The 24,026-nt window shown below is 34.6% G+C and carries 23 protein-coding genes; 6 read left to right on the top strand and 17 right to left on the bottom strand.

Annotation, left to right across the window (positions count from 1 at the left end):
• Positions 1 to 136: 136 nt before the first annotated feature.
• Positions 137 to 742, bottom strand: coding sequence for an NUDIX hydrolase (locus H8R22_RS06695; RefSeq protein ID WP_187009684.1), 606 nt, complete (start codon positions 740 to 742; stop codon positions 137 to 139).
• Positions 743 to 749: 7 nt separating this feature from the next.
• On the opposite strand from H8R22_RS06695, the gene pyrE reads away from it, so the two are divergent.
• On the top strand, positions 750 to 1,403 hold the full coding sequence (pyrE, locus tag H8R22_RS06690; protein WP_187009683.1) for an orotate phosphoribosyltransferase: 654 nt from the start codon (positions 750 to 752) through the stop codon (positions 1,401 to 1,403).
• Positions 1,404 to 1,409: 6 nt separating this feature from the next.
• On the top strand, positions 1,410 to 1,802 hold the full coding sequence (locus tag H8R22_RS06685) for an SRPBCC family protein (RefSeq protein ID WP_187009682.1): 393 nt from the start codon (positions 1,410 to 1,412) through the stop codon (positions 1,800 to 1,802).
• 98 nt (positions 1,803 to 1,900) lie between these two features.
• Here the strand turns inward: H8R22_RS06685 and H8R22_RS06680 are convergent, their stop codons facing one another.
• A complete protein-coding gene (locus H8R22_RS06680; protein ID WP_187009681.1) occupies positions 1,901 to 2,788 on the bottom strand; it encodes a dienelactone hydrolase family protein in 888 nt (295 codons plus the stop codon).
• Positions 2,789 to 2,896: 108 nt separating this feature from the next.
• A complete protein-coding gene (locus tag H8R22_RS06675) occupies positions 2,897 to 3,508 on the bottom strand; it encodes an alpha-ketoglutarate-dependent dioxygenase AlkB family protein (protein ID WP_187009680.1) in 612 nt (203 codons plus the stop codon).
• A gap of 360 nt (positions 3,509 to 3,868) precedes the next feature.
• Here H8R22_RS06675 and H8R22_RS06670 point away from each other — a divergent pair, with 360 nt between their 5' ends.
• A complete protein-coding gene (locus H8R22_RS06670) occupies positions 3,869 to 6,346 on the top strand; it encodes a zinc-dependent metalloprotease (RefSeq protein ID WP_187009679.1) in 2,478 nt (825 codons plus the stop codon).
• A gap of 70 nt (positions 6,347 to 6,416) precedes the next feature.
• On the opposite strand, the gene H8R22_RS06665 is transcribed toward H8R22_RS06670, so the two are convergent.
• From H8R22_RS06665 to H8R22_RS06655, 3 genes are all read right to left on the bottom strand, one after another.
• The gene (locus H8R22_RS06665; RefSeq protein ID WP_187009678.1) at positions 6,417 to 7,769 is read right to left on the bottom strand and encodes a TIGR00341 family protein; all 1,353 of its coding nucleotides are present in this window, start codon (positions 7,767 to 7,769) and stop codon (positions 6,417 to 6,419) included.
• Complete coding sequence (gene nhaA, locus H8R22_RS06660; RefSeq protein WP_187009677.1) at positions 7,753 to 8,940, bottom strand: Na+/H+ antiporter NhaA; 1,188 nt, start codon at positions 8,938 to 8,940, stop codon at positions 7,753 to 7,755. The genes H8R22_RS06665 and nhaA overlap by 17 nt, the downstream gene beginning before the upstream one ends.
• A 308-nt stretch (positions 8,941 to 9,248) precedes the next feature.
• Positions 9,249 to 9,767 (bottom strand): GNAT family N-acetyltransferase, encoded by a 519-nt coding sequence (locus H8R22_RS06655; protein WP_187009676.1) that lies wholly within the window; start codon positions 9,765 to 9,767, stop codon positions 9,249 to 9,251.
• A 159-nt stretch (positions 9,768 to 9,926) separates the two neighbouring features.
• On the opposite strand from H8R22_RS06655, the gene yaaA reads away from it, so the two are divergent.
• Positions 9,927 to 10,685, top strand: coding sequence for a peroxide stress protein YaaA (yaaA, locus tag H8R22_RS06650; RefSeq protein ID WP_187009675.1), 759 nt, complete (start codon positions 9,927 to 9,929; stop codon positions 10,683 to 10,685).
• Between the two features lie 71 nt (positions 10,686 to 10,756).
• Here the strand turns inward: yaaA and H8R22_RS06645 are convergent, their stop codons facing one another.
• From H8R22_RS06645 to H8R22_RS06630, 4 genes are read right to left on the bottom strand one after another with little or no spacing between them, the layout of a single operon-like run.
• The gene (locus tag H8R22_RS06645) at positions 10,757 to 12,337 is read right to left on the bottom strand and encodes an MDR family MFS transporter (protein ID WP_187009674.1); all 1,581 of its coding nucleotides are present in this window, start codon (positions 12,335 to 12,337) and stop codon (positions 10,757 to 10,759) included.
• A gap of 1 nt (position 12,338) precedes the next feature.
• Positions 12,339 to 13,418 (bottom strand): HlyD family secretion protein, encoded by a 1,080-nt coding sequence (locus tag H8R22_RS06640; RefSeq protein ID WP_187009673.1) that lies wholly within the window; start codon positions 13,416 to 13,418, stop codon positions 12,339 to 12,341.
• A gap of 12 nt (positions 13,419 to 13,430) precedes the next feature.
• Positions 13,431 to 14,759 (bottom strand): TolC family protein, encoded by a 1,329-nt coding sequence (locus H8R22_RS06635; RefSeq protein ID WP_187009672.1) that lies wholly within the window; start codon positions 14,757 to 14,759, stop codon positions 13,431 to 13,433.
• Positions 14,749 to 15,381, bottom strand: coding sequence for a TetR family transcriptional regulator (locus H8R22_RS06630; protein WP_187009671.1), 633 nt, complete (start codon positions 15,379 to 15,381; stop codon positions 14,749 to 14,751). The genes H8R22_RS06635 and H8R22_RS06630 overlap by 11 nt, the downstream gene beginning before the upstream one ends.
• A 242-nt stretch (positions 15,382 to 15,623) precedes the next feature.
• On the opposite strand from H8R22_RS06630, the gene H8R22_RS06625 reads away from it, so the two are divergent.
• Together H8R22_RS06625 and H8R22_RS06620 are read left to right on the top strand one after the other, a co-directional pair.
• Positions 15,624 to 16,172, top strand: a complete 549-nt coding sequence (locus H8R22_RS06625) for a DUF4494 domain-containing protein (protein WP_187009670.1) — start codon at positions 15,624 to 15,626, stop codon at positions 16,170 to 16,172.
• 306 nt (positions 16,173 to 16,478) lie between these two features.
• Complete coding sequence (locus tag H8R22_RS06620) at positions 16,479 to 18,266, top strand: SLC13 family permease (protein ID WP_187009669.1); 1,788 nt, start codon at positions 16,479 to 16,481, stop codon at positions 18,264 to 18,266.
• A gap of 120 nt (positions 18,267 to 18,386) precedes the next feature.
• Here the strand turns inward: H8R22_RS06620 and trpA are convergent, their stop codons facing one another.
• The 7 genes from trpA to H8R22_RS06585 all read right to left on the bottom strand — a co-directional run bounded on the left by trpA (position 18,387) and on the right by H8R22_RS06585 (position 24,014).
• Complete coding sequence (gene trpA / locus H8R22_RS06615; RefSeq protein WP_187009668.1) at positions 18,387 to 19,148, bottom strand: tryptophan synthase subunit alpha; 762 nt, start codon at positions 19,146 to 19,148, stop codon at positions 18,387 to 18,389.
• Between the two features lie 38 nt (positions 19,149 to 19,186).
• Positions 19,187 to 19,507, bottom strand: coding sequence for a gamma-glutamylcyclotransferase family protein (locus H8R22_RS06610; protein ID WP_187009667.1), 321 nt, complete (start codon positions 19,505 to 19,507; stop codon positions 19,187 to 19,189).
• Positions 19,508 to 19,686: 179 nt separating this feature from the next.
• Positions 19,687 to 20,868, bottom strand: a complete 1,182-nt coding sequence (trpB, locus tag H8R22_RS06605) for a tryptophan synthase subunit beta (protein ID WP_187009666.1) — start codon at positions 20,866 to 20,868, stop codon at positions 19,687 to 19,689.
• A gap of 18 nt (positions 20,869 to 20,886) precedes the next feature.
• Entirely contained in the window at positions 20,887 to 21,522 is a 636-nt protein-coding gene (locus H8R22_RS06600; RefSeq protein WP_187009665.1) for a phosphoribosylanthranilate isomerase, read from the bottom strand.
• Positions 21,523 to 21,560: 38 nt separating this feature from the next.
• A complete protein-coding gene (gene trpC, locus H8R22_RS06595) occupies positions 21,561 to 22,340 on the bottom strand; it encodes an indole-3-glycerol phosphate synthase TrpC (RefSeq protein ID WP_187009664.1) in 780 nt (259 codons plus the stop codon).
• 39 nt (positions 22,341 to 22,379) lie between these two features.
• On the bottom strand, positions 22,380 to 23,372 hold the full coding sequence (gene trpD, locus H8R22_RS06590) for an anthranilate phosphoribosyltransferase (protein WP_187009663.1): 993 nt from the start codon (positions 23,370 to 23,372) through the stop codon (positions 22,380 to 22,382).
• A 75-nt stretch (positions 23,373 to 23,447) separates the two neighbouring features.
• Complete coding sequence (locus tag H8R22_RS06585) at positions 23,448 to 24,014, bottom strand: anthranilate synthase component II (RefSeq protein WP_187009662.1); 567 nt, start codon at positions 24,012 to 24,014, stop codon at positions 23,448 to 23,450.
• Between the last annotated feature and the right edge of the window lie 12 nt (positions 24,015 to 24,026).

Genomic DNA, 24,026 nt, shown 5'->3' with positions numbered 1-24,026 from the left:
TGTGATTTTTTTGCGTGAGGGATAGGAGTAAGCTACCAAAGTAGCACGGATAGCCCGACAGTATACGAAATAGAGGCTACTAATTGTTACAATTAGTAGCCTCTATTTCGTAGGGTGGCACGCCCAAATTATGTTTCTAAGAGTGCGCGACTGGCTCTTCCTGAAACAATAACTTAATGTTCTCGTAGGAGTTTTTTAGTAACTCAGGAATATCCTTAGGATGTACCCAAGCGACCTTCTCAATGCCTTCCTCTAATTGTCCTTGAGGCGTTCCTTCAAAATCTGAATGCATTTCGAACCAGTGCGTGATTTTTAGCTTGTAAACGCCGTTGCGCTTAAAAATATGATAGGTTTTTTGTAATTTTTTTATGATGCGCAGTTGGTCAACACCAGTTTCTTCCTCTACTTCTCGCATAGAAGTACCTTCGATATCTTCTCCTTTTTCGGTTCCGCCCTTAGGTAAATCCCATTTTCCGTTCCTAAAAATGAATAAGACTTCTCCTTTTTTATTGTAAACAAGGCCGCCGCCCGCTTTGTTAACAGGAATTTTTGCCTTTAAGGTTTTCATAATCTCTTTTTCGTCCGGATGGTAGAGATAGGCTTTTTGAATTTTATTTTGAAATATTTTGATAATAAGTTGTTCGATATCAATACTCTCTAATAAGAATAGTTGAAAGTCCGTTTCTTTTGATATTTTATTTGTCAAAAAAAGTGGTTTGTCGTTCACAAAAACTTTATACATTTGTACTATGATTTTTAATAAAGATACTGCCGAAAAAACAGCCGAATTGCTTTTACAAATAAATGCAATTAAATTGAATCCAGGAAATCCTTTTACATGGGCTTCCGGATGGAAATCGCCTATTTACTGTGATAATAGGTTAATTCTTTCATTTCCAGCAATAAGAAATTATGTTAGAGATGAATTTGCAAAAAATATCGAAAAACAGTTTGGGAAGCCAGATGTTATCGCAGGAGTTGCCACTGGAGCTATCGGAATTGGTATTCTTGTTGCCGAAAGTTTGGGATTACCATTTGTTTATGTTCGCCCAGAGCCTAAAAAGCACGGACGTCAAAACCAAGTAGAGGGCTTCTTGCAAAAAGGACAAAATGTAGTGGTTGTCGAAGATTTAATTAGTACTGGAAATAGTAGTTTGATGGCTGTAGAAGCATTGCGTGCAGCTGGAGCGAATATTAAAGGAATGGCAGCTGTATTTACGTATGGTTTTGCTGTTGCCGAGGATAATTTTAAAGCAGCTAAATTAGATTTATACACTTTAAGTAACTACCAAAATTTATTAAATTTGGCAGTCGCAAAAAGTTATATTACTGAAAAAGAAGAACAAACTTTGAGAGAATGGAGCGTTAGCCCATCGACTTGGGGAGTTAATATTGATAAATAAAAAGAGATGAACTTAGAAAGTCCTAAAGTTACTGTCGAAAAATCAGCACAAGAATTATTTGATTTATTGAGCGATGTAAGAAGTTTCGAGAAATTAATGCCTGAGAATATTGCTAAGTTCGAGGTTATTGGTGATGATGCTTTTATTTTTGGCCTTAAAGGTATGCCGGAAATAAAGTTAAAGATGAAAGAGAAAATAGCTCCTTCTAAAATAGTTTTAGGTGCAGCAAGTGATAAACTACCATTTACTTTAGTTGCTAATATTGATGCGATATCAGACACATCTAGCGCAGTGAAACTAGATTTTGAAGGTGATTTTAATCCTATGATGGCCATGATGATAAAAGGACCAATTGGTAAATTTATCGAGACATTAGCAGGAAATATGGGAAAACTATAATTTAAAAGTGTACCCTTATTTTTATAAGTATTGGGTTGCTAAAATATAAAAAATGGTAGTGAGCTTGTGTTCACTACCTTTTTTTGTGGTATTTGGTCTTATTTTAAATTAGTTTTAAAGAAAGCGATGGTTCTTTCCCATGATAAATCAGCAGCGGGTTTGTCAAATCTAGGAGTTGAGTTATTATGGAAACCGTGATTTACATCAGGGTATATGTAGGCTTTATAATCTACCTTGTTGGCTTTTAGCACGGCTTCATAAGCAGGTAATCCCTCGTTTACTCTTGTGTCTAAACCTGCATATTGTAATAATAAAGGTGCTTTTATTTGTGCAGCTTCTTCGGCAGTTGGTTGTCCTCCGTAGTAGGGAACTGCTCCTGATAGATTAGGAAGTCGAACTGCCATCATATTTGCGATCCACCCACCAAAACAAAATCCTACGACACCTATTTTACCGTTACAGTTTTCATGTTTGCTGAGGTATTCGTACGCTGCGATAAAATCCTCGAGCATTTCATAACGATCTCTTTTTTGTTGCATAACGCGACCTTCGTCATCATTACCGGGATAGCCTCCTAAAGGCGATAAAGCATCAGGTGCAAGACTAATGAATCCATCTACAGCACAGCGACGGCCTACATCTTCGATGTAAGGATTTAATCCGCGGTTTTCGTGAACAACAATAATCCCGGGTAATTTCTTTTTAGTGCCTTCAGGAATAGATAATAATCCTTTTATTTTTCCTCCACCCTTTGGCGAATCGTACGTAATGTAATCAGAATTTAAACGCTCGTCGTCAGGTTGTACTATTAAATTATCAAGATAATTGGGAGAAATAAAACTCAATAATGACCCGACTGTAATGGTTCCAACTGCATAGAGTGATAATTTAGCTAGGAAATCGCGACGTTCTAATTTGTTATGTGCGTATTGATCGTATAAGTCAAATACGTCTTGATGAATGTCTTCTTTTTTTAATGGTTGCATATTTTTGTGGTAAGTGTTGTACAATAGATACTTCTAAATTATGTTTTTTTACAACATAATTGCAAATTTTAACGTTTGTTCCTGCTGTTAAACAACTGTTTGTGATTTTTACTTTAGGTTAATGGTTCTAAAGGTAAGGTTTACACGGGGCTTTTGTACTCGAGTGCTGGGCGGCAAACGGTGCAGCCAATAGGTCTGTGTTTCATCTTTCATTACTAAGACACTACCGTGTGCTAAAACATGTGAAACCACCTCTTTCGTTTCTTTATGTTTAAAAGCAAATTTTCTTTCAGCTCCTAAACTAACCGAAGCTATGGCACCATTTTTTTTTAGTTCTTTTTCTCCATCACTATGCCAACCCATTCCTTCATCGCCACTGTGGTATAAGTTAAGCAAACAAGAATTGTAGGTTTCTCCAGTTTTTTCTTCTATTATTTTTTTTAATTGCAGTAGTTCAGGAGTCCATGGCAAGGCTTCTTTAGTAGTTTTAGAATAAGTGTAACTATAGGTTGTGTCTCCGTACCACGCGACTTTTCGTTTGGTTATAATTCGTTTTCCAAAAATAACGGCTTCGTCATTTTTCCATTCAATTGTTTCTAAAAATGTGTTGAGGTAGTAGTTGGCTTGCGCTATTGAAACTACGGGTCCGTAGTAAAGTACGGTTCCATCTTTTGGTAAAAGATTAGTGTTTTCAGGATCGGCGGTTGAAAATAAATCCATTTTGGAAGCTGTTTTAAAAAGGATTACAAGGTCGGAATTTGTTATGAATTTCAAAGCTGAACTTTTGTTAATTAGTCAATGAGACTTTGCTTGCGTAAGGGATTGCAGCGGAAATCCTCCCGTTTTTCAGGGAGATTGTAACGAAAAGCCCGACCTTGCTGCACGCTTATTAGTGATAGTGTATAATTTGTTGTGCAGTAAGGATACGCCCAATTGGAAAATAGAATAATAAATTAGAAGTAACCGAGTATAATGTGCTTTCAAACAGTTGTTAATTATAAGTTAAATCACTGAACAATATATAGACTAAAGGTGTTTAAAATTATTTTTGGTAATGAATAACTAATAAAAAACCACTAAATGAAGAAAATTCTCATTTTATCTGCTTTTAGTGCATTGATGATTGCTCCAATCGTATCAAATGCACAATCGAGTAGGGAAAACAAAAAGAAAAAAAATGCACCTGTCGCTGTTGCCCCTCCAGCAAAAAAGCCGGAAACAGGAATTAAGGAGTATGACAAAGTAATTACTAAAGATGCCATTTCTGATGCGGGACTTTTTACTGTACACCGTGTGGATAAGAAATATTATTTTGAAATCCCTAATAATTTATTAGATAAGGACATGCTTTTAGTAAGTCGCTTGTCCAAATTACCTTCTAATCTAGGTGGTGGTTATGTAAATGCTGGTTCAGAAACGAATGAGCAATTAATAGTTTGGCACCGCTTTCAAGATAAAATATTGATCAAAATTAAATCCTATGCAGCTGTTGCTGATGAAAGTTTACCGATTAGTATTTCAGTAAAAAACAACAACTACGAGCCTACTTTATTCGCTTTTGATATTGCGGCTTTTAGCAAAGATTCGACAAAAACAGTTATTGATGTTACTAAGTTTTACAGCAGCGATGTAAAAGCAATTAGCGGGTTATCATCAGCTATGCGTGAAACGTATAAGGTGAAAGGAATGGATGATTCTCGTAGCTTTATTACGGGAATGAAAAGTTTTCCGATGAATATTGAGGTTGTACAAGATTTAACTTATAATGCTTCAAAACCTCCTGTTTTAGAGGATACAGAGACTATTAGTTTGCAAATGAATCAATCCATGATTTTATTACCTGAGGTTCCAATGACTCCAAGAATAGCTGATTCAAGAGTTGGCTTTTTCACAGTTAGTCAGTACGATTATGGTAGCAATGAGTTGAAATCAGATAATAAAACCTACATCCGTAGATGGAGACTGGAACCAAAAGATCCTGCTGCATACGCTAGAGGAGAACTGGTAGAGCCTGTTAAGCCAATAGTTTATTATATTGATCCAGCTACTCCAGAGAAACTAAGAAAGTACATTAAGCAAGGTATCGAAGAATGGCAAAAACCATTTGAAACCGCTGGATTTAAAAATGCTATTATAGCAAAAGACCCACCAACGAAAGAGGAAGATCCAGACTTTAGCCCAGAAGATGCTCGTTACTCTGTAATACGTTATGTGGCGAGTACGACTAGAAATGCAGTGGGACCAAGCGTATCTGATCCGCGATCAGGTGAGATTATTGAGAGTGATATCATATGGTACCACAATCATTTGCGTTCATACAGAAACCGTTACCTACTAGAAACAGGTGCAGCAAACCCATCAGCCAGAACTTTAAATACTAGCGATGAAGAAATAGGAGAGATGATGCGCTTTGTTATTGCTCACGAAGTAGGTCATGCGTTAGGTTTTCCTCACAACATGGGTGCAAGTAATGCGTATGCTGTTGAAGATTATAGAAACGGTGCTTTTACACAAAAAAACGGGATTGCAGCTAGTTTAATGGACTACGCTCGATACAATTATATAGCACAACCAGGTGATAAAGATGTTCGTTTTATTCGCCAAATGGGTCCGTACGATCATTACGCTGTAAATTGGGGATATCGCGTGATTCCGAATGCAACCACACCAGAAGCTGAAGTGTCTACCTTAGACAAGTGGATTTTAGAAAAGGCTGGTGACAAAATGTACAAGTTCGGTAAACAAAGCAGTAGTTTTGATCCAACTTCACAAACAGAGGATGTAGGTGATAATTCCATGAAAGCGAGTACTTACGCACTTAAAAACTTGAAATATGTTGCAGAGAATTTGTCTACTTGGACCAGTGATGTAACCAATAATTACGAAGATCTAGATGAATTGTACCAAGAACTACATGATACATGGAGTAGGTACGTAGGTCACGTAGTTACCAATTTAGGAGGTGTTAAAGAAGATTTGAAAAAACCAAATCAGAAAGGAAGTGTATACGAAGTAGTATCAAAAGCGCAGCAGCAAGAAGCCATGCAATGGTTGCAAGCTAATGCATTTGCTTCTCCAACTTGGATGGTTAATGTTCAAACTTTGAAAGACATTGATTATGCAGGGTATACAGAGCGTTTTAGAGCGCTTCAAGTTAGACATTTAAACAATGTTTTAAGTTTAGAACGTCTTGGTCGATTAATGGATGCTGAAATTCTAGGAGCAAATAATTATAAGGCTTTGGATTTGTTACGTGATATGAGAACGGGTTTATGGAAAGAAACAGCTTCGAATGCAAGTGCTACTATTTACCGTAGAAACTTACAACGTGCTTATATAGAAAGAATGGAGTTTTTGATGACCCAAGATATTAAGCCAAGTAGAAACGGACAATATTACAATGTATCACAATCTGATTTACGTGGTTTAGTTAGAGGAGAGCTGAATAGCTTGAAATCAACCTTAAATACTGCTAAAAATGGAGCGGTAAATACAGAGACTAAATATCATTATCAAGATTGTATTAAACGCATTGATATGATTTTAAATCCAAAATAATTTAGATTACCAATAAAAAAAAAATCTGCTTTCGAGCAGATTTTTTTTGTTTTTGTATTTTTTTTTGTTTCTATTTTTTCACCCCTTTTTTATCGGGAGATTGTGCGACTGGCTGATTGGGTTGTTGGTATAGCTCAATATTAGATTTGGCCAAACGTTGTTCTAACCACAAGGTCAACTTGATTTTATACTCGTCTTTTAACACCGTTTTACTGTTGTAAATAAGTACAGGTACTGTTTTTAAACTATCGGTATTATCATTAAAAATATGATTTGTCATTGAGATATTTTCAATTTCAGGAAACAGTATTTTAATCTCAGAAAGTAATGCTTTGTTATCGTATAAGCTGGAATTAATTTGTTTTTTTAATTTCAGAATCGTTACATCCTTCTCACTCAAGACGGATTTGTTATACTTTATTTCGTTTAGAATATCACTTTTTAGGTCGGTTGTGTCTTGAATAACGCGCAACTGTGTATTGTTGATGTCGTAATTTTTCAATTTATCATTTAGCACTTTGATTTCAGGAGCAGTAAATTTTTTACTTAAAAAACCAAGATCTAACTTTTTAGGGTTTTCGGTAAACTTTGTTTTCTTGTATAAAATAGCTATTCCTTTGTTTGAAAATTCAGTTTCTATAAAAACATCAATTTGATGCTGGTAATTTTTCTGCTGAATTAATTGATAGGCGAAGTAAATACTTGGCAAAATCAAGATAGTGATAAGCGTTGAGATAATGTACTTCACTCTCTTTTCACTCCTATCGTCTAATTGCTTTGTCTTTGGATATTTTAAATAGGTTACTATAAAAAACGTAGAAATACATATAAATACACAGTTGATTGAGTACAAGTAAATTGCTCCAAAAAAGAATTTCATACTACCTATTGCAATTCCGTATCCTGCTGTACATAAAGGAGGCATCAAGGCGGTTGCTATAGCTACCCCAGGAATTGGATTCCCCTTTTCGACTCTTGTTATTGCAATGGCACCTACTAAACCACCCGAGAAAGCAATCAAAATATCATAGATATTGGGAGCTGTTCTGGATAATAATTCGGGTTGCGTTTCTTTAAAAGGACTTAAATAAAAATAAATCGCAGAAACTATTAAACCAACAAAAGTGGCAACGGCTAAGTTTTTTAATGATTTTTTCAGCAAATTAAAATCAAAAACACCAAGTCCAAATCCGGCACCAATAATAGGTCCCATCAATGGAGATATTAACATGGCTCCAATGATTACTGCTGCCGAATTTACGTTTAATCCTATAGAAGCAATAACAATAGCACAAGCTAAAATCCAAAGATTAGCTCCTCTAAATGAAATATTAGATTTTACATTATCGAGAACCTTATGCTTGTCATCTTCGCCTCGGCTTAGGTTAATGTAATTGAGAATTTGACTAACTAATGTTTTCATTCGGATTCGCTTTTAATGTTTTCTTTAATGACAAGAATCCAACTATACCAGCAGTAAGTGATGATAGTAGAATAACGAATTTAGCATGACTGATTAAAACTTGATCATCGAAGGCAAGTAGAGTGATAAAGATGGACATGGTAAATCCTATTCCTCCTAAAAAGCCGACACTAATTATGGTTTTCCATGTCAAATCCTCGGGTAATTTACAGAAGCCTGCTGTAACTGCAAGAAAACTAAACAAGGCAATACCGATAGGTTTACCTAAAACTAATCCCATTGCAATTCCAATACTGTAGTGTTGCGTCAGAGTTTCAACAATATCTGAGCCTATTACAATTGCAGTATTCGCTAATGCAAATAATGGAAGAATGAAGAATGCTACAGGTTTGTGTAAGAAGCTTTGCAATTGATACGAAATAGATTTTTTGGTTCCGTCTCCAAATGGTATTACAAATGCTAGTAATACACCGGTAACTGTAGCATGAATACCAGAGTTTAGCATAAAGTACCACATAAATACTCCACCAATTAAGTAAATGGAGAGTATGTAAACTTTCATGCGGTTCAAAATGAATAGAAAAAGCATAATTCCCATCGCGATTCCTAAATTTAGCCAAAAGATAGTTTTGGTGTAAAAGATTGCAATAACTAAAATTGCTCCTAAATCATCAATAACAGCTAGGGCGGTTAAAAATATTTTTAAAGATAATGGAACACGATTTCCTAAAAGAGATAATACACCTAGAGCAAAGGCAATATCTGTAGCCATAGGTATACCTGCTCCTGCCTGAGCTACAGTTCCGTAATTAAGCCATAGATATAATCCTGCTGGAACTGCCATTCCTCCTAAAGCAGCGAAGATGGGAAGTAATGCATCTTTTATATTAGAGAGCTCTCCATCATAAATCTCTCTCTCTAATTCTAAACCTATTAGTAAAAAGAAAATGGTCATTAATCCATCATTAATCCAATATTCTAAACTTTGTCCACCAAAGCCAATATGCCAGGTGTTTAGGTATTGTGCACTAAAGATTGAATTAGCTAATATTAAAGAAATCAACGTACAGCCTATTAGTATAAGTCCACTGGCTTTTTCATTGTTAAAAAAGTCATTCCACAATTCAGCATTGTATATTTTTTTAATCGTCTTCTTTACCGTTCTTTTCATGTATTCTTTTTTTTGTAATCAAGTATGATAGTTGATCTTTTTAAAACTCATAGGTGAGCCTACTATCGCAGATTCACAAAAATAGCTAATTAGTTACTAATCCCCTCGCAGAATTTGAGAATATTGAAGTGATTTTTACTTTTATAGGTCTTAAAGCAAATAAAAATTTGATGATTGCTCTTTTTTTTTAATTTACAAAAACTTACATCTTAGTCGTAACTTTTTGGTTTTATAAATAAATGGTCCACTAGCTTAGAAGTCAAGGTAGTTTAGATATTGGTAACAATAGTGAGATAAACTACTTATCTTCAAACTTCTAGTTTTAGAAGCAAGTCGGTTTGTGTGTCATTTCCGAGTTTGAAAACGTGAGTGTCAAAAGAGATAAAACCATTTTTTTTATAAAAACGTAGAGCTTGATGGTTATTTTCCCAAACACCAAGCCATATAAAGTTTACCTTTTTATTATTTGCAATAGTAATAGCTTCGTCAAGTAAACGTTGACCTACCTGCTGGCCGTGAAATTCTTTAAGAACATAAATGCGATGAATTTCTAACGCTTGACTTTCTAAAGTTTCAGTTTGTGCGTCTCCCCAATTGAGTTTTAGATATCCTACAATTATGTCATTTGCTTTAGCGAGATAAAATGAAGACTGGATGTTCTCTATTTCTTGTTTTATAACCGCTTCGTTCAATCTTTCATTGATGTAAAATGCTAGATTTTGCTCAGTATTCACCGCTGCAAATGTTTCTGTAAAAGTTTGTATGCTAATTTTTCTAATTAGAGCAAGATCAGATATTGTGGCTTTTACGATTTGGATTACTATCATTGTTTTTGGGTTCTTTTCACTTTAAGATGGGGTCAAAAATACTGATTTTTTATTGCTCATTTAGATTTTCTATTACGCTATTAAACTTATCAATTTGGTTTGCGCTATTTCTTAAATTCAATTTGTACTTTTGAAAATATAATCAGAATTAAGAAGTATATGAAAATTGTTATCTCTCCCGCAAAGTCCTTGAATTTTGAAAAAGAATTACCAATCAGTCAGTTCACGGAACCTTTGTTTTTGAAAGAGTCGCGACAAATTCAGCAGGTTTTAAAGCAGGAATCTCCAGAGAATTTGTCTGCGTTGATGCATATTTCTGATAAGTTAGCTAATTTGAATTGGGAACGCAATCAAGCGTGGAAAACGCCTTTTACAAGCGACAATGCTCGACCGGCCATTTATACTTTTGATGGTGACGTATATACAGGGTTAGATGCTTACACGATTTCCGTCGAAAAGATTCCTGTTTTACAAGATAAACTTAGGATTTTATCGGGGCTCTACGGTTTCTTAAAACCACTTGATCTTATGCAAGCCTATCGTTTAGAGATGGGGACAAAGTTACCTATTGGAGAACAAAAAAACCTTTACGAATTTTGGAAAACAACAATTACTAAAGCTCTTAATAAAGAATTAGAAAAAGACGAGTTGTTTGTGAATTTAGCAAGTAACGAATACTTCTCAGTAATAGATACTAACGCCTTAAAAGTACCTATAGTCACTCCAGACTTTAAAGATTATAAGGATGGAAAACTAAAGATTATTAGTTTTTTTGCCAAAAAGGCGAGAGGAATGATGGTTCGTTATATTATAGATACAAATGCTGAAACGATTGATGATTTAAAGGGGTTTAATTATGACGGATATATGTTTGACGCCAATTTATCAGAAGGGAATAATTTAATTTTCACTAGATAAAATCATCCTTTATTACAATTTAAAAAGCGCCATTTTCGAAAGAAAATGGCGCTTTGATATATTTAGCAATTTTAGTGCATGGCATCTGCGGGGTTAATTTTGTTTTTACCTCTTTTGATGAAAAACACAATTGGAATACATAATAAAAATAAAATTCCAAGGTATAAAAAGATATCCATATACGCTAGAACGGTACTTTGCTTTAAAACGCTGTACTCTATAGCTTGGTATGCTTTTTTCAAGGATTCATTAACTGTAAACCCCTTAGCTATAAACCCCTTTTGCAATAGCATAATCCGTTGTTGTACTTCAAAATTACTTCCGTCTAAATTCGAAATAAGATCGACACGGTGTTTTTGAGTAAATCGTGTGATGAAAGTAGTTATAATAGCGATACCAAACGACCCTCCTAATTGTCGCATCATTCCCGTAAAGGCAGCTCCTTCTCCAATATTTTTTCCCTTCAAGGTCGATAAAGATAGAGTAGTAATAGGAACAAAAAGTAATCCTAAGCCAATTCCTCTTAATATTAATGGCCAATACATATGCTCGACACCAGTATCAGGCGTCAGCACATTGTACATCATGAAAGTAAAAATAAAGAAACTTAAAAATCCAGCAGCAACCATGTAGGCTTGCGGAACTCCTTTTTGAATCATTCTACCTACAAAAGGCATCATGATTGCTGTGGTTATCGAACCAGGTATCAAAAGCAAACCAGCATCTGTGGCCGTCCATCGTAAAATAGATTGCGTATAGATAGGTATGATTAGTGTAGAACCATACAAACCAAAACCAAGAATAAAACTCATCAAGGTACCAATACGTAGATTACCATCCTTTAGCACGCTTAAATTTACAATCGGATGCTTATATACTAACTGCCTCCATATAAAAAGTATTAAGCCAAATACAGACATTGTACTTAAGGCAACAATTAACGGATTATTAAACCAATCGTCCTGTTGTCCGTGTTCTAATACAAATTGTAGAGAGCCAATAAAAGTGGCTAGCAAAATTATTCCAATCCAATCTACCTGATTAGATTTTAATTTTTCACCATATTTAGGACTTCTAACAAAGGAAAGTGTTAAAAGAGTAGCGATAATCCCTAGTGGAATATTGATGTAAAATATATAAGGCCATGAAAAATTATCTACTAAATACCCACCTAAAGGCGGACCTAATGTTGGACCCACAATTACTCCCATTCCGTATATGGCTTGTGCCATTCCTCTTTTAGCTATAGGGTAACTCTCAGTGATAATAGTTTGTGCAGTAACTAATAAAGCACCACCTCCTAAGCCTTGGATAAAACGAAAAGCGACAAGTTCCCATATATTCGTAGCATTACCGCATAAAAAGGAGGCTACTGTGAAAATTATTATAGATACGGCAAAATAATTACGTCTACCAAATTGTTGTGAAAGCCAACTTGTCATAGGTATTACAATGACGTTTGCAATAGCATAAGCGGTAATAACCCAAGCTACATCGGTCAAAGTAGCTCCAAGACTTCCTCGCATATTTGTTAGAGCAACATTGACAATAGTAGTATCAACAATTTCAAGCAAAGCACATAGTACTGCTGTGATGGTTATGATAACTCTCCTAAAGCCATACTCTACTAAATCGTCTTCTGATTTTTCCATTTTATTTGATATGTACATCTACATCCACATTCATACCTGGACGTAATAATTTTACCTTTTCGCTATCATTGTTGGGGTCAATACTGATTTTAACTGGTAAACGTTGAATTGTTTTTACAAAGTTTCCGGTTGCATTATCAGGAGGCAAAATAGAAAAACGAGATCCCGTTGCTGGTGAGAACGAAATCACTGTCCCTTCAAAGTCATAATCAGGATAAGCATCAACCTTTAGTGTAACTTTTTGTCCAGCTACCATTTTATTCAGTTGCGTTTCTTTAAAATTAGCGATAACCCAAGCAGTTGTATTATTGATGATGTAAAAAAGAGACTGTCCGGGTTGTACCAATTGTCCTGGCTGAATATCGATTTTAGATACTTGACCATCAATAGCTGCTGTGATAACAGTATACGTTAAATTTAGCTTCGCTGTTTCAAGCATGGCTTTTGCCTTCTTGATATTGGCTGCTGCAACATCGGTCTGCTTATCGGATACTTTTCCTTTTGCCTTGATCACTGACGTCTGGTAAGCAGTTGCTTTTTCTTGTTGTTGTAAAATGCGAACTTGACTTTCAGCTTCCTGTTTTGCTGCAAGTGCTTGCTCATATTGTTGCTTTGTTATTGTACGGCTTTTGTATAGATTTTCATAACGATTAAAATCGTTGGTTGCACGTCCTAATCTAATTTTAGCTGTTTCAATTGTACCTGCTGCTGATTGCACATTAGCATTAGACACGGAAATACTAGCTAAAACACTTCCAACATCTGCCTTTGAAACTTCAAAATTACCTTCCGCTGCTGCCAAGGTAGCTTCTGCTTCGTCAATCCTTAATTCATAATCATTGTTATCTATCGTAAACAACGTATCTCCTTTTTTTACAAAGTCGTTGTCCTTAATATACACTTTACTTACATATCCCGAGACTCTAGGGATAATAGGATTCATGTTTTTTTCTATCTGAGCATCATCTGTGCCTTCGTGAGAAAGGGAGTGAATGTACTTGTAAGTTCCGTAGGTAATTCCTAAAATTAGTAATGTCCCTATTATAATGATAAACTTTTTGTTTGTTGGTTTCTTTTCCATTTTAGGTCTTGATTATATTTTTGAAAGATTGAAGGTTTGGTTTAATTGTCCACTTACAGAAAGTAGTTCGTAATATTTTTGAATCACGTTAGCCTTTGCTAATGCTTTATTGATCTTAGATCCTAATTGTTCCACATCGGCATCTAATAAGTCATTAGTGTCTGATAGGCCATTATCGTATTTCTCTTTTATGATTCTATAGTTTTCTGATGCTTGGTCAACAGCCTCGTTGTACACAAGATCTTGCTTAATCGCTAAATCATAGTCTTCAATTGCTTTTTGAACTTGAATCTTGATATAATCGGTAAGGAGGTTTTCTGAGTTTTGAACCTCTAAGGCTTTGCTCTCTGCTATTTTTACATTAGTACCGTTTTTTAAAATACCACTTAAATCATATGAAAATCCTACACCTATATTGATGGCGTTTTGCACTGTTACTACATTTTTTAATCCTAAAGAAGTATAGCCTCCAATAATTGCTACCTGCGGATAATAGGCACTTTTAGCTACTTTAATATTCGCTAAACTTGCTTTCTCTTGTAAGCGAACTGCCTCTAAATCTTTTCTGCTCTCTAAAGCAATCGATTCATTAGTAGGAATATTGATCATTTGAAAGTCTGCGAAATCACTTTCTCTAATAATTAAATTAATTTTAGGATCTAATTTTAAAAGTGAAACGAGTTCATAATTAACATTGTTTAAGTCACTGTTAGCTCTGTCAAGCGATAATTGTAATTTTGAAACTTGCAACTGCGCTTTAAGTAAGTCATTTCGTGGGATGATACCGTTTTTTTCTAAAGCAGTAAAATCAACAGCACGCTGCAGCGTGCTTTTTTGGTTTTCTTTTAAAAGCTCAACTGTTTTTTGGGCTTTGTATAGACGAGCATAATAATTAACTACTTGCATTGCTACCTCTTCTTTAGTTTGCATCGCATTGGCAGTTTCTGCTTGATACATATTGTCGAGAGCAATAATGCTGTTTTGTATTTTAAAACCGGCAAATACCGGTAGTGTAGCGTTAGCTTGTCCTAGTAAAAGCTGATTAACAACCGGACTTGGCTCTGATGAAGCACTAGTATTGTTCAACTTTAAATTAATTGTCGCTTTTGTTAGATGTTGGTATTGTCCTGATACTTTTACATCAGGATATCTTTCGTTTTTCACCGCTTGAAGCTCATATTTTTTGGTATCGACTTTGCTATTAGCTAATGAAACCTCATTACTTTTTAACCAGGCCATATTGATGGCTTCATCGAGTGTTAAACTCTTTTTGTCTTGTGCCGTCGTATAGGATATTCCGCTAAGGAAAATCCCAAAAAGCAATAGTTGACTAACTTTCATAAATAAGAAGGGCTTTTATGGTTTGTTGAATGTGCTTTATAAGCGTTGTTTTAATATAGTCTTCGTAGCTTTCCTTGGTGTTTAGATTTAGTAAATTCTCGAAGAAAGGCTTGTTTGTTTGAAAATGGAAATAAGTTCCAAGAATGGTGGGCGTAATTAAGGGAATAATAATATCTCCTCTAAAGATCCCTTGTTCTTGTCCTTGTTCAATGATTAATTCTAGTGTTTTTAAATTCCCCTTTTTTATTTCAACAAAAGCGTCCATATTGATTTCTCTCTTTTTAGAAGAGAATTCGAAGTGGACTATTTTATAAATTTCACTATTACAATGAATTTTAGTGATGTATAGCTCAATCAACTTGTTGATTTTTTCTAAGGGATCTAGATTTTCAAGTCTTAGCGTATCTAATTGCAACTTTAAATCAGTCGCTCGATGAATAATCAAAGATTCTAGCATTCGTTCCTTGGATCCAAAATAGTACGAAACCATCGCGATATTTATTTTGGCCTCCTTAGCAATATTTCGAATGGAGGTAGCGTCAAATCCTTTTTCAGCAAAAAGGGATTCGGCTACTTGTAAAATATGGATTTGTTTATCGGTAAAAAGAGATTCAATTAACATTGGAATAATTTATCCTACAAAATTAAACGATTGTTTAAATTAAACGTTTGTTTAATTTTTAATTAACATAAAATTAACATAAATAAAATCTAAGTTTTACTTTTTCTGTTTGTTATTCTCTAATTACTAAAACGCTATTATGTACTTGTTACTATTTTAAAATTGTGAATATCTATTTAAGAAATTTAGTTGTTTTTTTATTCTAAAATCTATCTTTGGCTTCCGATAAAAAAATAAAACTTATGAGCGCAATTTGGTACGAATGCAAGGTAAAATATAGAAAAACAGATGAAACAGGAAATCAAAAAGTTATTTCAGAACCTTATTTAGTTGACGCTTTATCATATACTGAAGCAGAAAGTAGAATGAATGAAGAAATGGCGGCTTATACTAGTGAAGAGTTTAAAATCACTACTATTAAGGTGGCTAATTACGCTGAAATTCACCCTTTTGAAAATGCTGATCGTTGGTTTAAGTCTAAAATTTCATTGTTGGCTTATGACGAAGAGAGTGGCAAGGAACGAAAAACAAATATGTATTTCCTAATTCAAGCAAATGATGTTAAAGAAGCTTATGATAATACGGTTGAAACCATGAAAGGAACTATGGGAGACTATAGCATTCCTGCTATTGCAGAGTCACCAATTATGGATGTTTTTCCTTATTTTAGTGGAGAGGAAGACAAATTAGAGCAACTGGAGAAGTTTAATGCTTTGAAAGCTTCTAAGCCGGAGGTTGCTGCAGAAGTAGAGGATCACATGGAGTTTGTTTCTGAAGAAGCATCCGTATAAATAGCATTTACTTTTTGTTATAGAATTAGTTAATTCGCAAGATTAAATTTTACCATTGAAATTTAATCTTGCGAATTTTTCTTTTGTATATTAGTCTACTGCTAATTAGAACTATCGCTTATTGATAGTAGGTGTTCATTTTAAAACTAATATTTTCATTTAATTTGAAAGCAGATTCAAGTGTGAATCAATTATTAGTTTATTTCCCAGGAATTTAATATAAGTTAAAACATAATATTTTTCGCCAATTGTATAACTTTAGTTGACTAGTGATGTTTTAATTTAGTTTTTTTAATTAAGTACTATATGAATGTTGAAATAGCCATTGTATTAGGGATTTTAGGAATCGCCTTCTTATTATTTGTCAGTGAAAAATTCACTGTAGACAAAACCGCATTTTTTATATTGACGAGTCTTTTACTTTTTAGTCTTGTCAGTCCAGAGGAGGCTGTATCTGGATTCTCAGATAATGCGGTCCTTACTATTTTGTGTTTAATGATTATCGCCATAAGTTTAGAGAAAAATGGTGTAGTGTCTTGGGTGGCACAAAAAATGATTCCTATAATCAAACTTCCAATTTGGGTATTTTTACCTTTTTTAATGATTAGTGTCGCCTTTTTTTCCTCCTTTATAGCTACTACGGCTGTTGTAATTATCTTTATTAAATTAGTCAATGAACTCGACAAAATGGGTAAAATTGATCGCTCTAGAGTATTACTACCTATTTCATTTGCTGGAATTTTGGGAGGAAGTTGTACATTGATGGGGACAAGTACTAATTTAATTGTTTCAGATATTTCGAGAAAGAGTGGTGTTGGTCGCTTTAGCTTTTTTGAATTTTCCACAGCAGGTATTGTATTTCTGCTTATCTCTATTCCTATTATTTATTTCTTAGCAAAAAAGTTTTTGCCACGATCTGCAGCTCAGAAAGATATTAATGTGCATCAAAAGTTTGGATATATTACAGCGGTCAAAATTAAAGAGAACTCTAAATTAATTGGTAAACAAGCTGGTGAAACCGAAATTTGGAATGAAAATGATATTCGTTTAATCAAAATCCAAAGAGGTAAAAAACATTTAAAGAATAATATTAAAACTGAGGTTTTAGAGGAGGGCGATGTTTTGTGGTTAGACCTTACCTTAGAAGATTTGACTGCTAAAACAGAGAGTTTAGGGTTGAATATCTTGGGAGTTGATCATGATGCTATAGAAGAAAATTTTAGTAACGAATACCATGAGGTGATTATCTTACCTAACTCTCGCTTTATCAATATGTCTTTGGAGGAATTTAATATGACGTTGCCCAATAATATTTATGTAAAAGGGGTAAGTAGTGACTCTAAATATTCTAAAAGTAATAATTATTTTAAAAAGATTTTTTCGAAAAAATTTATGAATCCTGGAAATAGAGTTTTATTATCGGGTGATCTAAGTGAGATAAAAAAAATAGCAAATGATAGTAATTTACTGTTTGCGAATACGGTGATTACAGAACCTTATATTCCCACATATAAAAAACTAATTTCGTTCCTAGCCATAATTTTAGTTATCGTTTTAGCAGCTACTAATACTTTTTCAATACTTAAAAGTTGTTTGTTTGGAGTTGCTTTGTGTTTGTTTACAGGCTGTATTCAATTAAATGATGCTTACAAGGGAATTAACTGGCAAGTTATATTTTTACTAGCAGGAATGATTCCGCTTGGTATCGCTATGAAAAACACAGGTACTGATGTATTTATTGCCAACCAATTATTCACGGTATTAAAATCAGTTCCAGCCTCAGTGACTATTACTATTATTTTTGCTTTTACCATGCTTATGAGTGGTTTTGTGTCTAATAACGCTACTGCCATTATTGTTGCACCTATCGTAATAGCGGTTGCTGCTAAATTAAGTCTGAATCCTAAGCCATTACTTTATGCCGTAATGTTTGGAGCTAACTTTAGTTTTTACACTCCTATGGGATATCAAACCAATGCTATTATTTATGGTTTAGGAATTTATAAATTCAAACACTTTTTAATAATTGGTAGTGTGTTGTCATTAGTGTTATTAATTGTTGCTTCATTTTTACTACCTATGCTTTACCTTTAAAATAAAGTCGAAAGAAGTCACTAAACTCCATTCTAAAGCTTCTTTCTAAATAAAAACAGCATTTTGTCACTTTGCAAAAAGAGTCAAAACGCTGTTTGTTATTAGGGTTGTAAAGGATACTTATCGAATCGCCTTTACAAATTCACTGATTTTAGCAGTGCCATTTTTAGTTAAGTCTTGTATAAAAGCACTTCCTATAATCGCACCTTTTGCATATTGAGTTGCTTGGTTGAAAGTCTCTGCATTGTTGATTCCAAATCCAATCACTTGTGGATTTTTCAAATTCATATTAGCGATTCGCTTAAAGTAATCAGCTTGTGTATCTCCAAAACCCGTTTGAGAGCCTGTAACACTTGCAGAGCTTACCATGTAAATAAAGCCATTTGATACGCTGTCTATAAAGTGTATGCGTTCATCAGAAGTTTGTGGTGTGATTAAAAACACATTGATCAAACCATATTTTTCAAATGTAGGCTTATACTTTTCTGCGTATACATCAACGGGAAGATCAGGAATAATTAAACCGTCAATACCAATTTCGGCACATTTTTTACAAAAAGCTTCGATACCGTATTGTAACATGGGATTAAAATAACCCATGATGATTAAGGGTATTTTTACGCTTTCGCGAATGCTGCTTAGTTGATCAAACAAGGTTTGAGTAGTCATTCCATTATGTAAAGCTGTAGTAGAACTTTCTTGAATTGTTGGTCCATCAGCTAATGGATCACTAAAAGGTAGTCCTATTTCGATCATATCTACTCCGTTTTTCTCTAAGTCTTGAATGATTTGTACGGTATCATTTAAATTAGGATATCCAGCAGAGAAGTAGATGGAAAGTATTTTTTTATTTTCTTTGAGTTTTTGTTCTATTCTATTCATTGTTCTATTTTATTGAAAAAGTCTTTTATTACTTAGGATTAGTTTACGGCACTAAAAACCCAAACCTTTTCTTTTGATTGCAATAGTACTTCAATACGTCGATAATACTTGCCTTCATAAGTGTCAGCGAGTTCTAATTCCTTTTGAGAAAGGTCATAAACAATCCCTTCGATACGGTCTGAAGCATCGTTTGTGGGTGTAATGATTGGATAGGTTTCAACACCAAATTCTTCCTCAATTTGTATCGTATGTACACTATAACCAAGTAAATTTTCTGGAGTACCTGTAAGACTGCGACCGAAGATGTTCTCTTGAATGTCTTTATCTTTCAAAGTTCCGTAAGCAAATAATTTAGCCATTTTTCTATTTTTGAAACGTTATTTTTTTGTTTGCGTTAGGGATGGTAGCGGTATCTCCCAATTTGTGAGAACGGAGGCTTTTTCTAAGCCAAAGTTTTTACAAATAGGGAATTTAGCGTACAGCCCGACCCGCTTTTTTTGCGGGTAACGCCCTGAAATATATTCAGATGCAAGGTACTCTATAATTTAAAATAATCAATATAGGTACTCAAATCTTTGTCTCCGCGACCAGATAAACTGATGACTACGATATCGTCTGGTTTAAATTTTTTATCATTCAAAACTGCTAGCGCATGTGAAGTTTCTATCGCTGGAATAATGCCTTCAAGCTGAGATAAATCAAGTCCTGCTTGCATCGCATCATTATCAGTCACTGAGAAAAACTCTGCACGACCTGTTGTTGCTAGGTGTGCATGCATGGGACCTACACCGGGATAATCAAGTCCAGCTGAGATTGAGTATGGCTCTGTAATTTGACCATCAGGAGTTTGCATCAGTAAGGTTTTACAACCATGAATAACACCTACTTTTCCTAGTTTACTTGTAGCTGCACTTTGGCCACTATTAACTCCTTTTCCAGCTGCCTCAACAGCAATGATGCCTACTTCAGGCTCATGCAAAAAGTGATAAAATGTTCCTGCGGCATTACTACCACCACCTATACAAGCAATTACGTAATCAGGATTTTCACGACCTTCTTTTTCTTTTAACTGCCATTTTATTTCCTCGGATATCACAGATTGAAAACGAGTAACCATATCAGGATAAGGATGCGGACCAATGGCTGAACCAATGATGTAATGCGTATCAACAGGATTGTTGATCCAGTCACGAATCGCTTCGTTAGTGGCATCCTTAAGTGTTTTTGAACCCGATTTTGCTGGACGCACTTCGGCACCTAACATTTTCATTCTAGCTACATTTGGTGCTTGTCGAGCGATATCTACTTCGCCCATGTAAATAATACATTCTAATCCCATCAAAGCACATACTGTTGCAGTAGCCACACCGTGTTGTCCTGCTCCAGTCTCAGCAATAATTCGTTTTTTTCCTAATTTTTGAGCTACTAATATTTGACCAATTGTATTGTTAATTTTGTGTGCGCCCGTATGATTCAAATCCTCTCTTTTAAGATAGATTTTTGTATTGTATTTTTGTGATAAACGGGTTGCGAAATAGAGTGGGCTAGGTCGTCCCACATAATCTTTTAGCAGTTGATCAAACTGAGCCTTAAAATCAGGTTCAGCAGTGATTTTTAAATATTTTTGGCGTAATTCTTCAACATTTGGGTATAACATTTCAGGAATATAGGCTCCGCCAAATTCTCCGTAATAGCCTTTTTCGTCTACGTTGTATGACATTTTTTTGTTAATTTAAGGTTAGAGTGCCAAATTATGTTGAAACTCTCTCAGTAACTCTGTATTTTTTAATCCTGGTTCTATTTCAAATTTACTGTTCACATCGATGGCATAAACGGGTAAATTTGTTTTTGTAATTGCATGCACTGCTGCTGTTTCTTCAAGTCCAATACCGCCACTTAAAAAGAAGGGTTTCGATGAAGGATAGTTCTCTAAAACATTCCAATCGAATGTGGTTCCGTTACCGCCGGGTAATTTTCCTTTGGTATCAAAAAGGAAATAATCACATAAACTTTCAAAGGGCTTTAAGAGCTCAAAATCAAAATCATCAGCCATCGAAAACACTTTTATAATCTCAATTGCGTTTAGGTTTTTAAGCTTGAATTCACTCTTCAAATTTAAGCAAAAATCTTCAGATTCTTTACCATGTAGCTGTACTGCTTGTAAATTATTTTTAATTATTTTTTCAATAATAATCGCAAGCGATTCATTAACAAAAACACCTGTTTTTTTTATTGATTTTGGTAAATCTGGAATTTGCCCATCAAAATATCGAGACGATTTTTCCCAAAATATAAATCCCATGTAGTCTGGTTGTAGCGATGCTACTTCGAGAATATTTTCAGGATACTTCATGCCACAAATTTTGAGTTTCATAATACTGGGTTTTAATTTTTATTGCCTTTCGTTTGCATTTATAGCTGTGAAATAAAATCGGTAGCTGCTTTTCCAGCATTATCTGTTTTCATGAAATTCTCACCTATCAGAAACCCTTTATAACCGTATGGTTTTAGCTCATTAATTGCTTCAATCGAGCTGATGCCACTTTCTGAAACCTTCACGAAATCAGTAGGAATTTGACTAGCCAATTTCTTACTGAAATCTAAACTAACCTCAAACGTTTTTAAGTTTCTATTGTTTACGCCAATCATATCTAAGGTGGGCATAACCGATTTTTCTAGTTCTTCTAGATTGTGAACCTCTAATAATACTTCAAGATCTAAGTTTTTAGCAAATTGAGACAAAGATTTAATTTCTTCTCGAGTTAAAACAGCAGCGATCAGTAATATTAAATCAGCTCCATGCGCTTTTGCTTCTAGAATTTGGTATTCATCTACAATAAATTCTTTTCGTAATAGCGGAATATTTACAGCGGCTCTTGCCAATAGTAAATCGTCTAGTGAACCGCCAAAATATTTACCATCTGTTAAGACAGAAATACCGCAAGCACCTGCTAATTCGTATCCTTTTACAACCTCTTCAACAGTGAAACCGTAATTGATTTCTGCTTTAGAAGGAGAACGTCTTTTGTGCTCAGCAATAATTCCAGTACTACTGTTTTTTAAATTGGTACTTAATGAAATTGTTTCTTTCTCAAAAAAAACAGAAGCCTCTAATTGTGAAACGGGAATTATGGACTTTTTAAGAATGACTTCTCTTTTTTTATCAAATATAATTTTATCTAGAATATTCATTTTTTTGGTTTAAATAGTGAAATTGATCTCTTTATTTTTTTATTTACTCAAAGCTTGAACTATTTGCAAAGTTTTTAATCCTTTTCCGGACAATAAACTTTCATGTGCTAATTCAAATCCTTCTATAGGTGAACAGCCATTTACAGTTGCGATCGCCATACCTGCGTTAGCACATACGACGCTATTTTGCGCTTCAGTTCCTTTACCAGAGATAATAGTAGTGAATAATTGTGCCGACTCTTCAATGGTAGTTCCGCCCTCAATTTCGTTTTGCTTTAATAGTTTTACACCAAAGTTTTCAGGGTTTAGCATGCCTTCCATTTTAGGAGTAATAATTCTAGTAGGGCAGGTGAGTGATACTTCGTCGTAACCATCCAAGGAGTGTAAAATTGTATAATTTGTTGTTGTGTCCTGATATAAGTAGGCGTACATACGAGCTAATTCTAGATTGAAAACACCAACTAATTGGTTTTGTGGAAACGACGGATTGACCATAGGGCCTAACATGTTAAAAAAAGTTTTTACAGCAAGCTCTTTTCTAATTGGTCCTACATTTTTCATGGCAGGATGAAACAGAGGTGCATGCAGGATTGCTATTCCTGCTTTATCCATCGATTTTTCTAAAAAATCATTGTCGTTACTGAACTTGATCCCTAGCTTTTCCATCACGTTACTAGAACCAGATATTGATGATACCCCATAATTACCATGTTTTGCAACTTTTATTCCTGCTCCAGCGGCTACAAATGATGCTAGGGTCGAAATATTAAAAGTGTCCTTACCGTCACCACCAGTTCCACATAAGTCAATGGTGTTGTAACCAGATAAATCGACACGAATACATAACTCTAGCAAAGCCTCACGAAATCCAGCAAGTTCGTCTATAGTTACGCTGCGCATCATGTAAACGGTCAAGAATGAAGCAATTTGGCTACTATTGTAACTGCCGTTAGAGATATTAACTAACACATCCTTCGCTTCGTCCTTAGATAAAGTTTCGTGATTAATCAATCTATTTAATATATTTTTCATTTTGTTGAAGTAAATCTTAAAGTTGAAATTCGAATTCCTAAAAGTCATTCGATTTAATATGGTGTGTTTTTGAATTTAACTGTTTACCCAGTTTTCTAACATTTTTTTTCCAGTGGGAGTTAGCACACTTTCAGGATGAAACTGTACACCTCGCACGTCGTACGTTCTATGGCGCAAAGACATAACTTGACCATTATCGTCAAATGAAGTTGCTTCTAGTTCATCAGGCAAAGTTGTATCTACCACCCACGAATGGTAACGACCTACTTCAAACTCAGTTTCGAGTCCTTTAAAAAGAATTTCATCATTGACTACAGTTCTTACTTTTGTTGCCACACCATGATACACTTTGTCAAGGTTAGATAGTGTACCCCCATAAACTTCTCCTATCGCTTGTTGACCAAGGCAAACACCAAAAATGCTTTTAGTAGGTCCGTACTTTTTAATAACTTCTTTTAATAAGCCGGCTTCATCAGGTATACCCGGTCCAGGTGAAAGTAAAATCTTGTCGAAATGACTTATTTCATCTAGCTCAAATTCATCATTTCTGTAAACAGTAACCTCACAATTTAGGTCTTCAAGATAATGTACTAAATTATAGGTAAAGCTATCGTAGTTATCTATTACTAATATTTTTTTCATGGCACTTTATTT

The sequence above is a fragment of the Flavobacterium kayseriense genome, assembly GCF_014305095.1.
In the GTDB taxonomy this organism is placed as follows: domain Bacteria; phylum Bacteroidota; class Bacteroidia; order Flavobacteriales; family Flavobacteriaceae; genus Flavobacterium; species Flavobacterium kayseriense.
This window is presented reverse-complemented; position numbering and strand designations above follow the sequence as displayed.

Coding starts and splice junctions, on each gene's coding strand:
- H8R22_RS06695 (WP_187009684.1), bottom strand. CDS start 742: ATGTATAAAGTTTTTGTGAACGACAAACCACTTTTTTTGACAAATAAA.
- pyrE (WP_187009683.1), top strand. CDS start 750: ATGATTTTTAATAAAGATACTGCCGAAAAAACAGCCGAATTGCTTTTA.
- H8R22_RS06685 (WP_187009682.1), top strand. CDS start 1,410: ATGAACTTAGAAAGTCCTAAAGTTACTGTCGAAAAATCAGCACAAGAA.
- H8R22_RS06680 (WP_187009681.1), bottom strand. CDS start 2,788: ATGCAACCATTAAAAAAAGAAGACATTCATCAAGACGTATTTGACTTA.
- H8R22_RS06675 (WP_187009680.1), bottom strand. CDS start 3,508: ATGGATTTATTTTCAACCGCCGATCCTGAAAACACTAATCTTTTACCA.
- H8R22_RS06670 (WP_187009679.1), top strand. CDS start 3,869: ATGAAGAAAATTCTCATTTTATCTGCTTTTAGTGCATTGATGATTGCT.
- H8R22_RS06665 (WP_187009678.1), bottom strand. CDS start 7,769: ATGAAAACATTAGTTAGTCAAATTCTCAATTACATTAACCTAAGCCGA.
- nhaA (WP_187009677.1), bottom strand. CDS start 8,940: ATGAAAAGAACGGTAAAGAAGACGATTAAAAAAATATACAATGCTGAA.
- H8R22_RS06655 (WP_187009676.1), bottom strand. CDS start 9,767: ATGATAGTAATCCAAATCGTAAAAGCCACAATATCTGATCTTGCTCTA.
- yaaA (WP_187009675.1), top strand. CDS start 9,927: ATGAAAATTGTTATCTCTCCCGCAAAGTCCTTGAATTTTGAAAAAGAA.
- H8R22_RS06645 (WP_187009674.1), bottom strand. CDS start 12,337: ATGGAAAAATCAGAAGACGATTTAGTAGAGTATGGCTTTAGGAGAGTT.
- H8R22_RS06640 (WP_187009673.1), bottom strand. CDS start 13,418: ATGGAAAAGAAACCAACAAACAAAAAGTTTATCATTATAATAGGGACA.
- H8R22_RS06635 (WP_187009672.1), bottom strand. CDS start 14,759: ATGAAAGTTAGTCAACTATTGCTTTTTGGGATTTTCCTTAGCGGAATA.
- H8R22_RS06630 (WP_187009671.1), bottom strand. CDS start 15,381: ATGTTAATTGAATCTCTTTTTACCGATAAACAAATCCATATTTTACAA.
- H8R22_RS06625 (WP_187009670.1), top strand. CDS start 15,624: ATGAGCGCAATTTGGTACGAATGCAAGGTAAAATATAGAAAAACAGAT.
- H8R22_RS06620 (WP_187009669.1), top strand. CDS start 16,479: ATGAATGTTGAAATAGCCATTGTATTAGGGATTTTAGGAATCGCCTTC.
- trpA (WP_187009668.1), bottom strand. CDS start 19,148: ATGAATAGAATAGAACAAAAACTCAAAGAAAATAAAAAAATACTTTCC.
- H8R22_RS06610 (WP_187009667.1), bottom strand. CDS start 19,507: ATGGCTAAATTATTTGCTTACGGAACTTTGAAAGATAAAGACATTCAA.
- trpB (WP_187009666.1), bottom strand. CDS start 20,868: ATGTCATACAACGTAGACGAAAAAGGCTATTACGGAGAATTTGGCGGA.
- H8R22_RS06600 (WP_187009665.1), bottom strand. CDS start 21,522: ATGAAACTCAAAATTTGTGGCATGAAGTATCCTGAAAATATTCTCGAA.
- trpC (WP_187009664.1), bottom strand. CDS start 22,340: ATGAATATTCTAGATAAAATTATATTTGATAAAAAAAGAGAAGTCATT.
- trpD (WP_187009663.1), bottom strand. CDS start 23,372: ATGAAAAATATATTAAATAGATTGATTAATCACGAAACTTTATCTAAG.
- H8R22_RS06585 (WP_187009662.1), bottom strand. CDS start 24,014: ATGAAAAAAATATTAGTAATAGATAACTACGATAGCTTTACCTATAAT.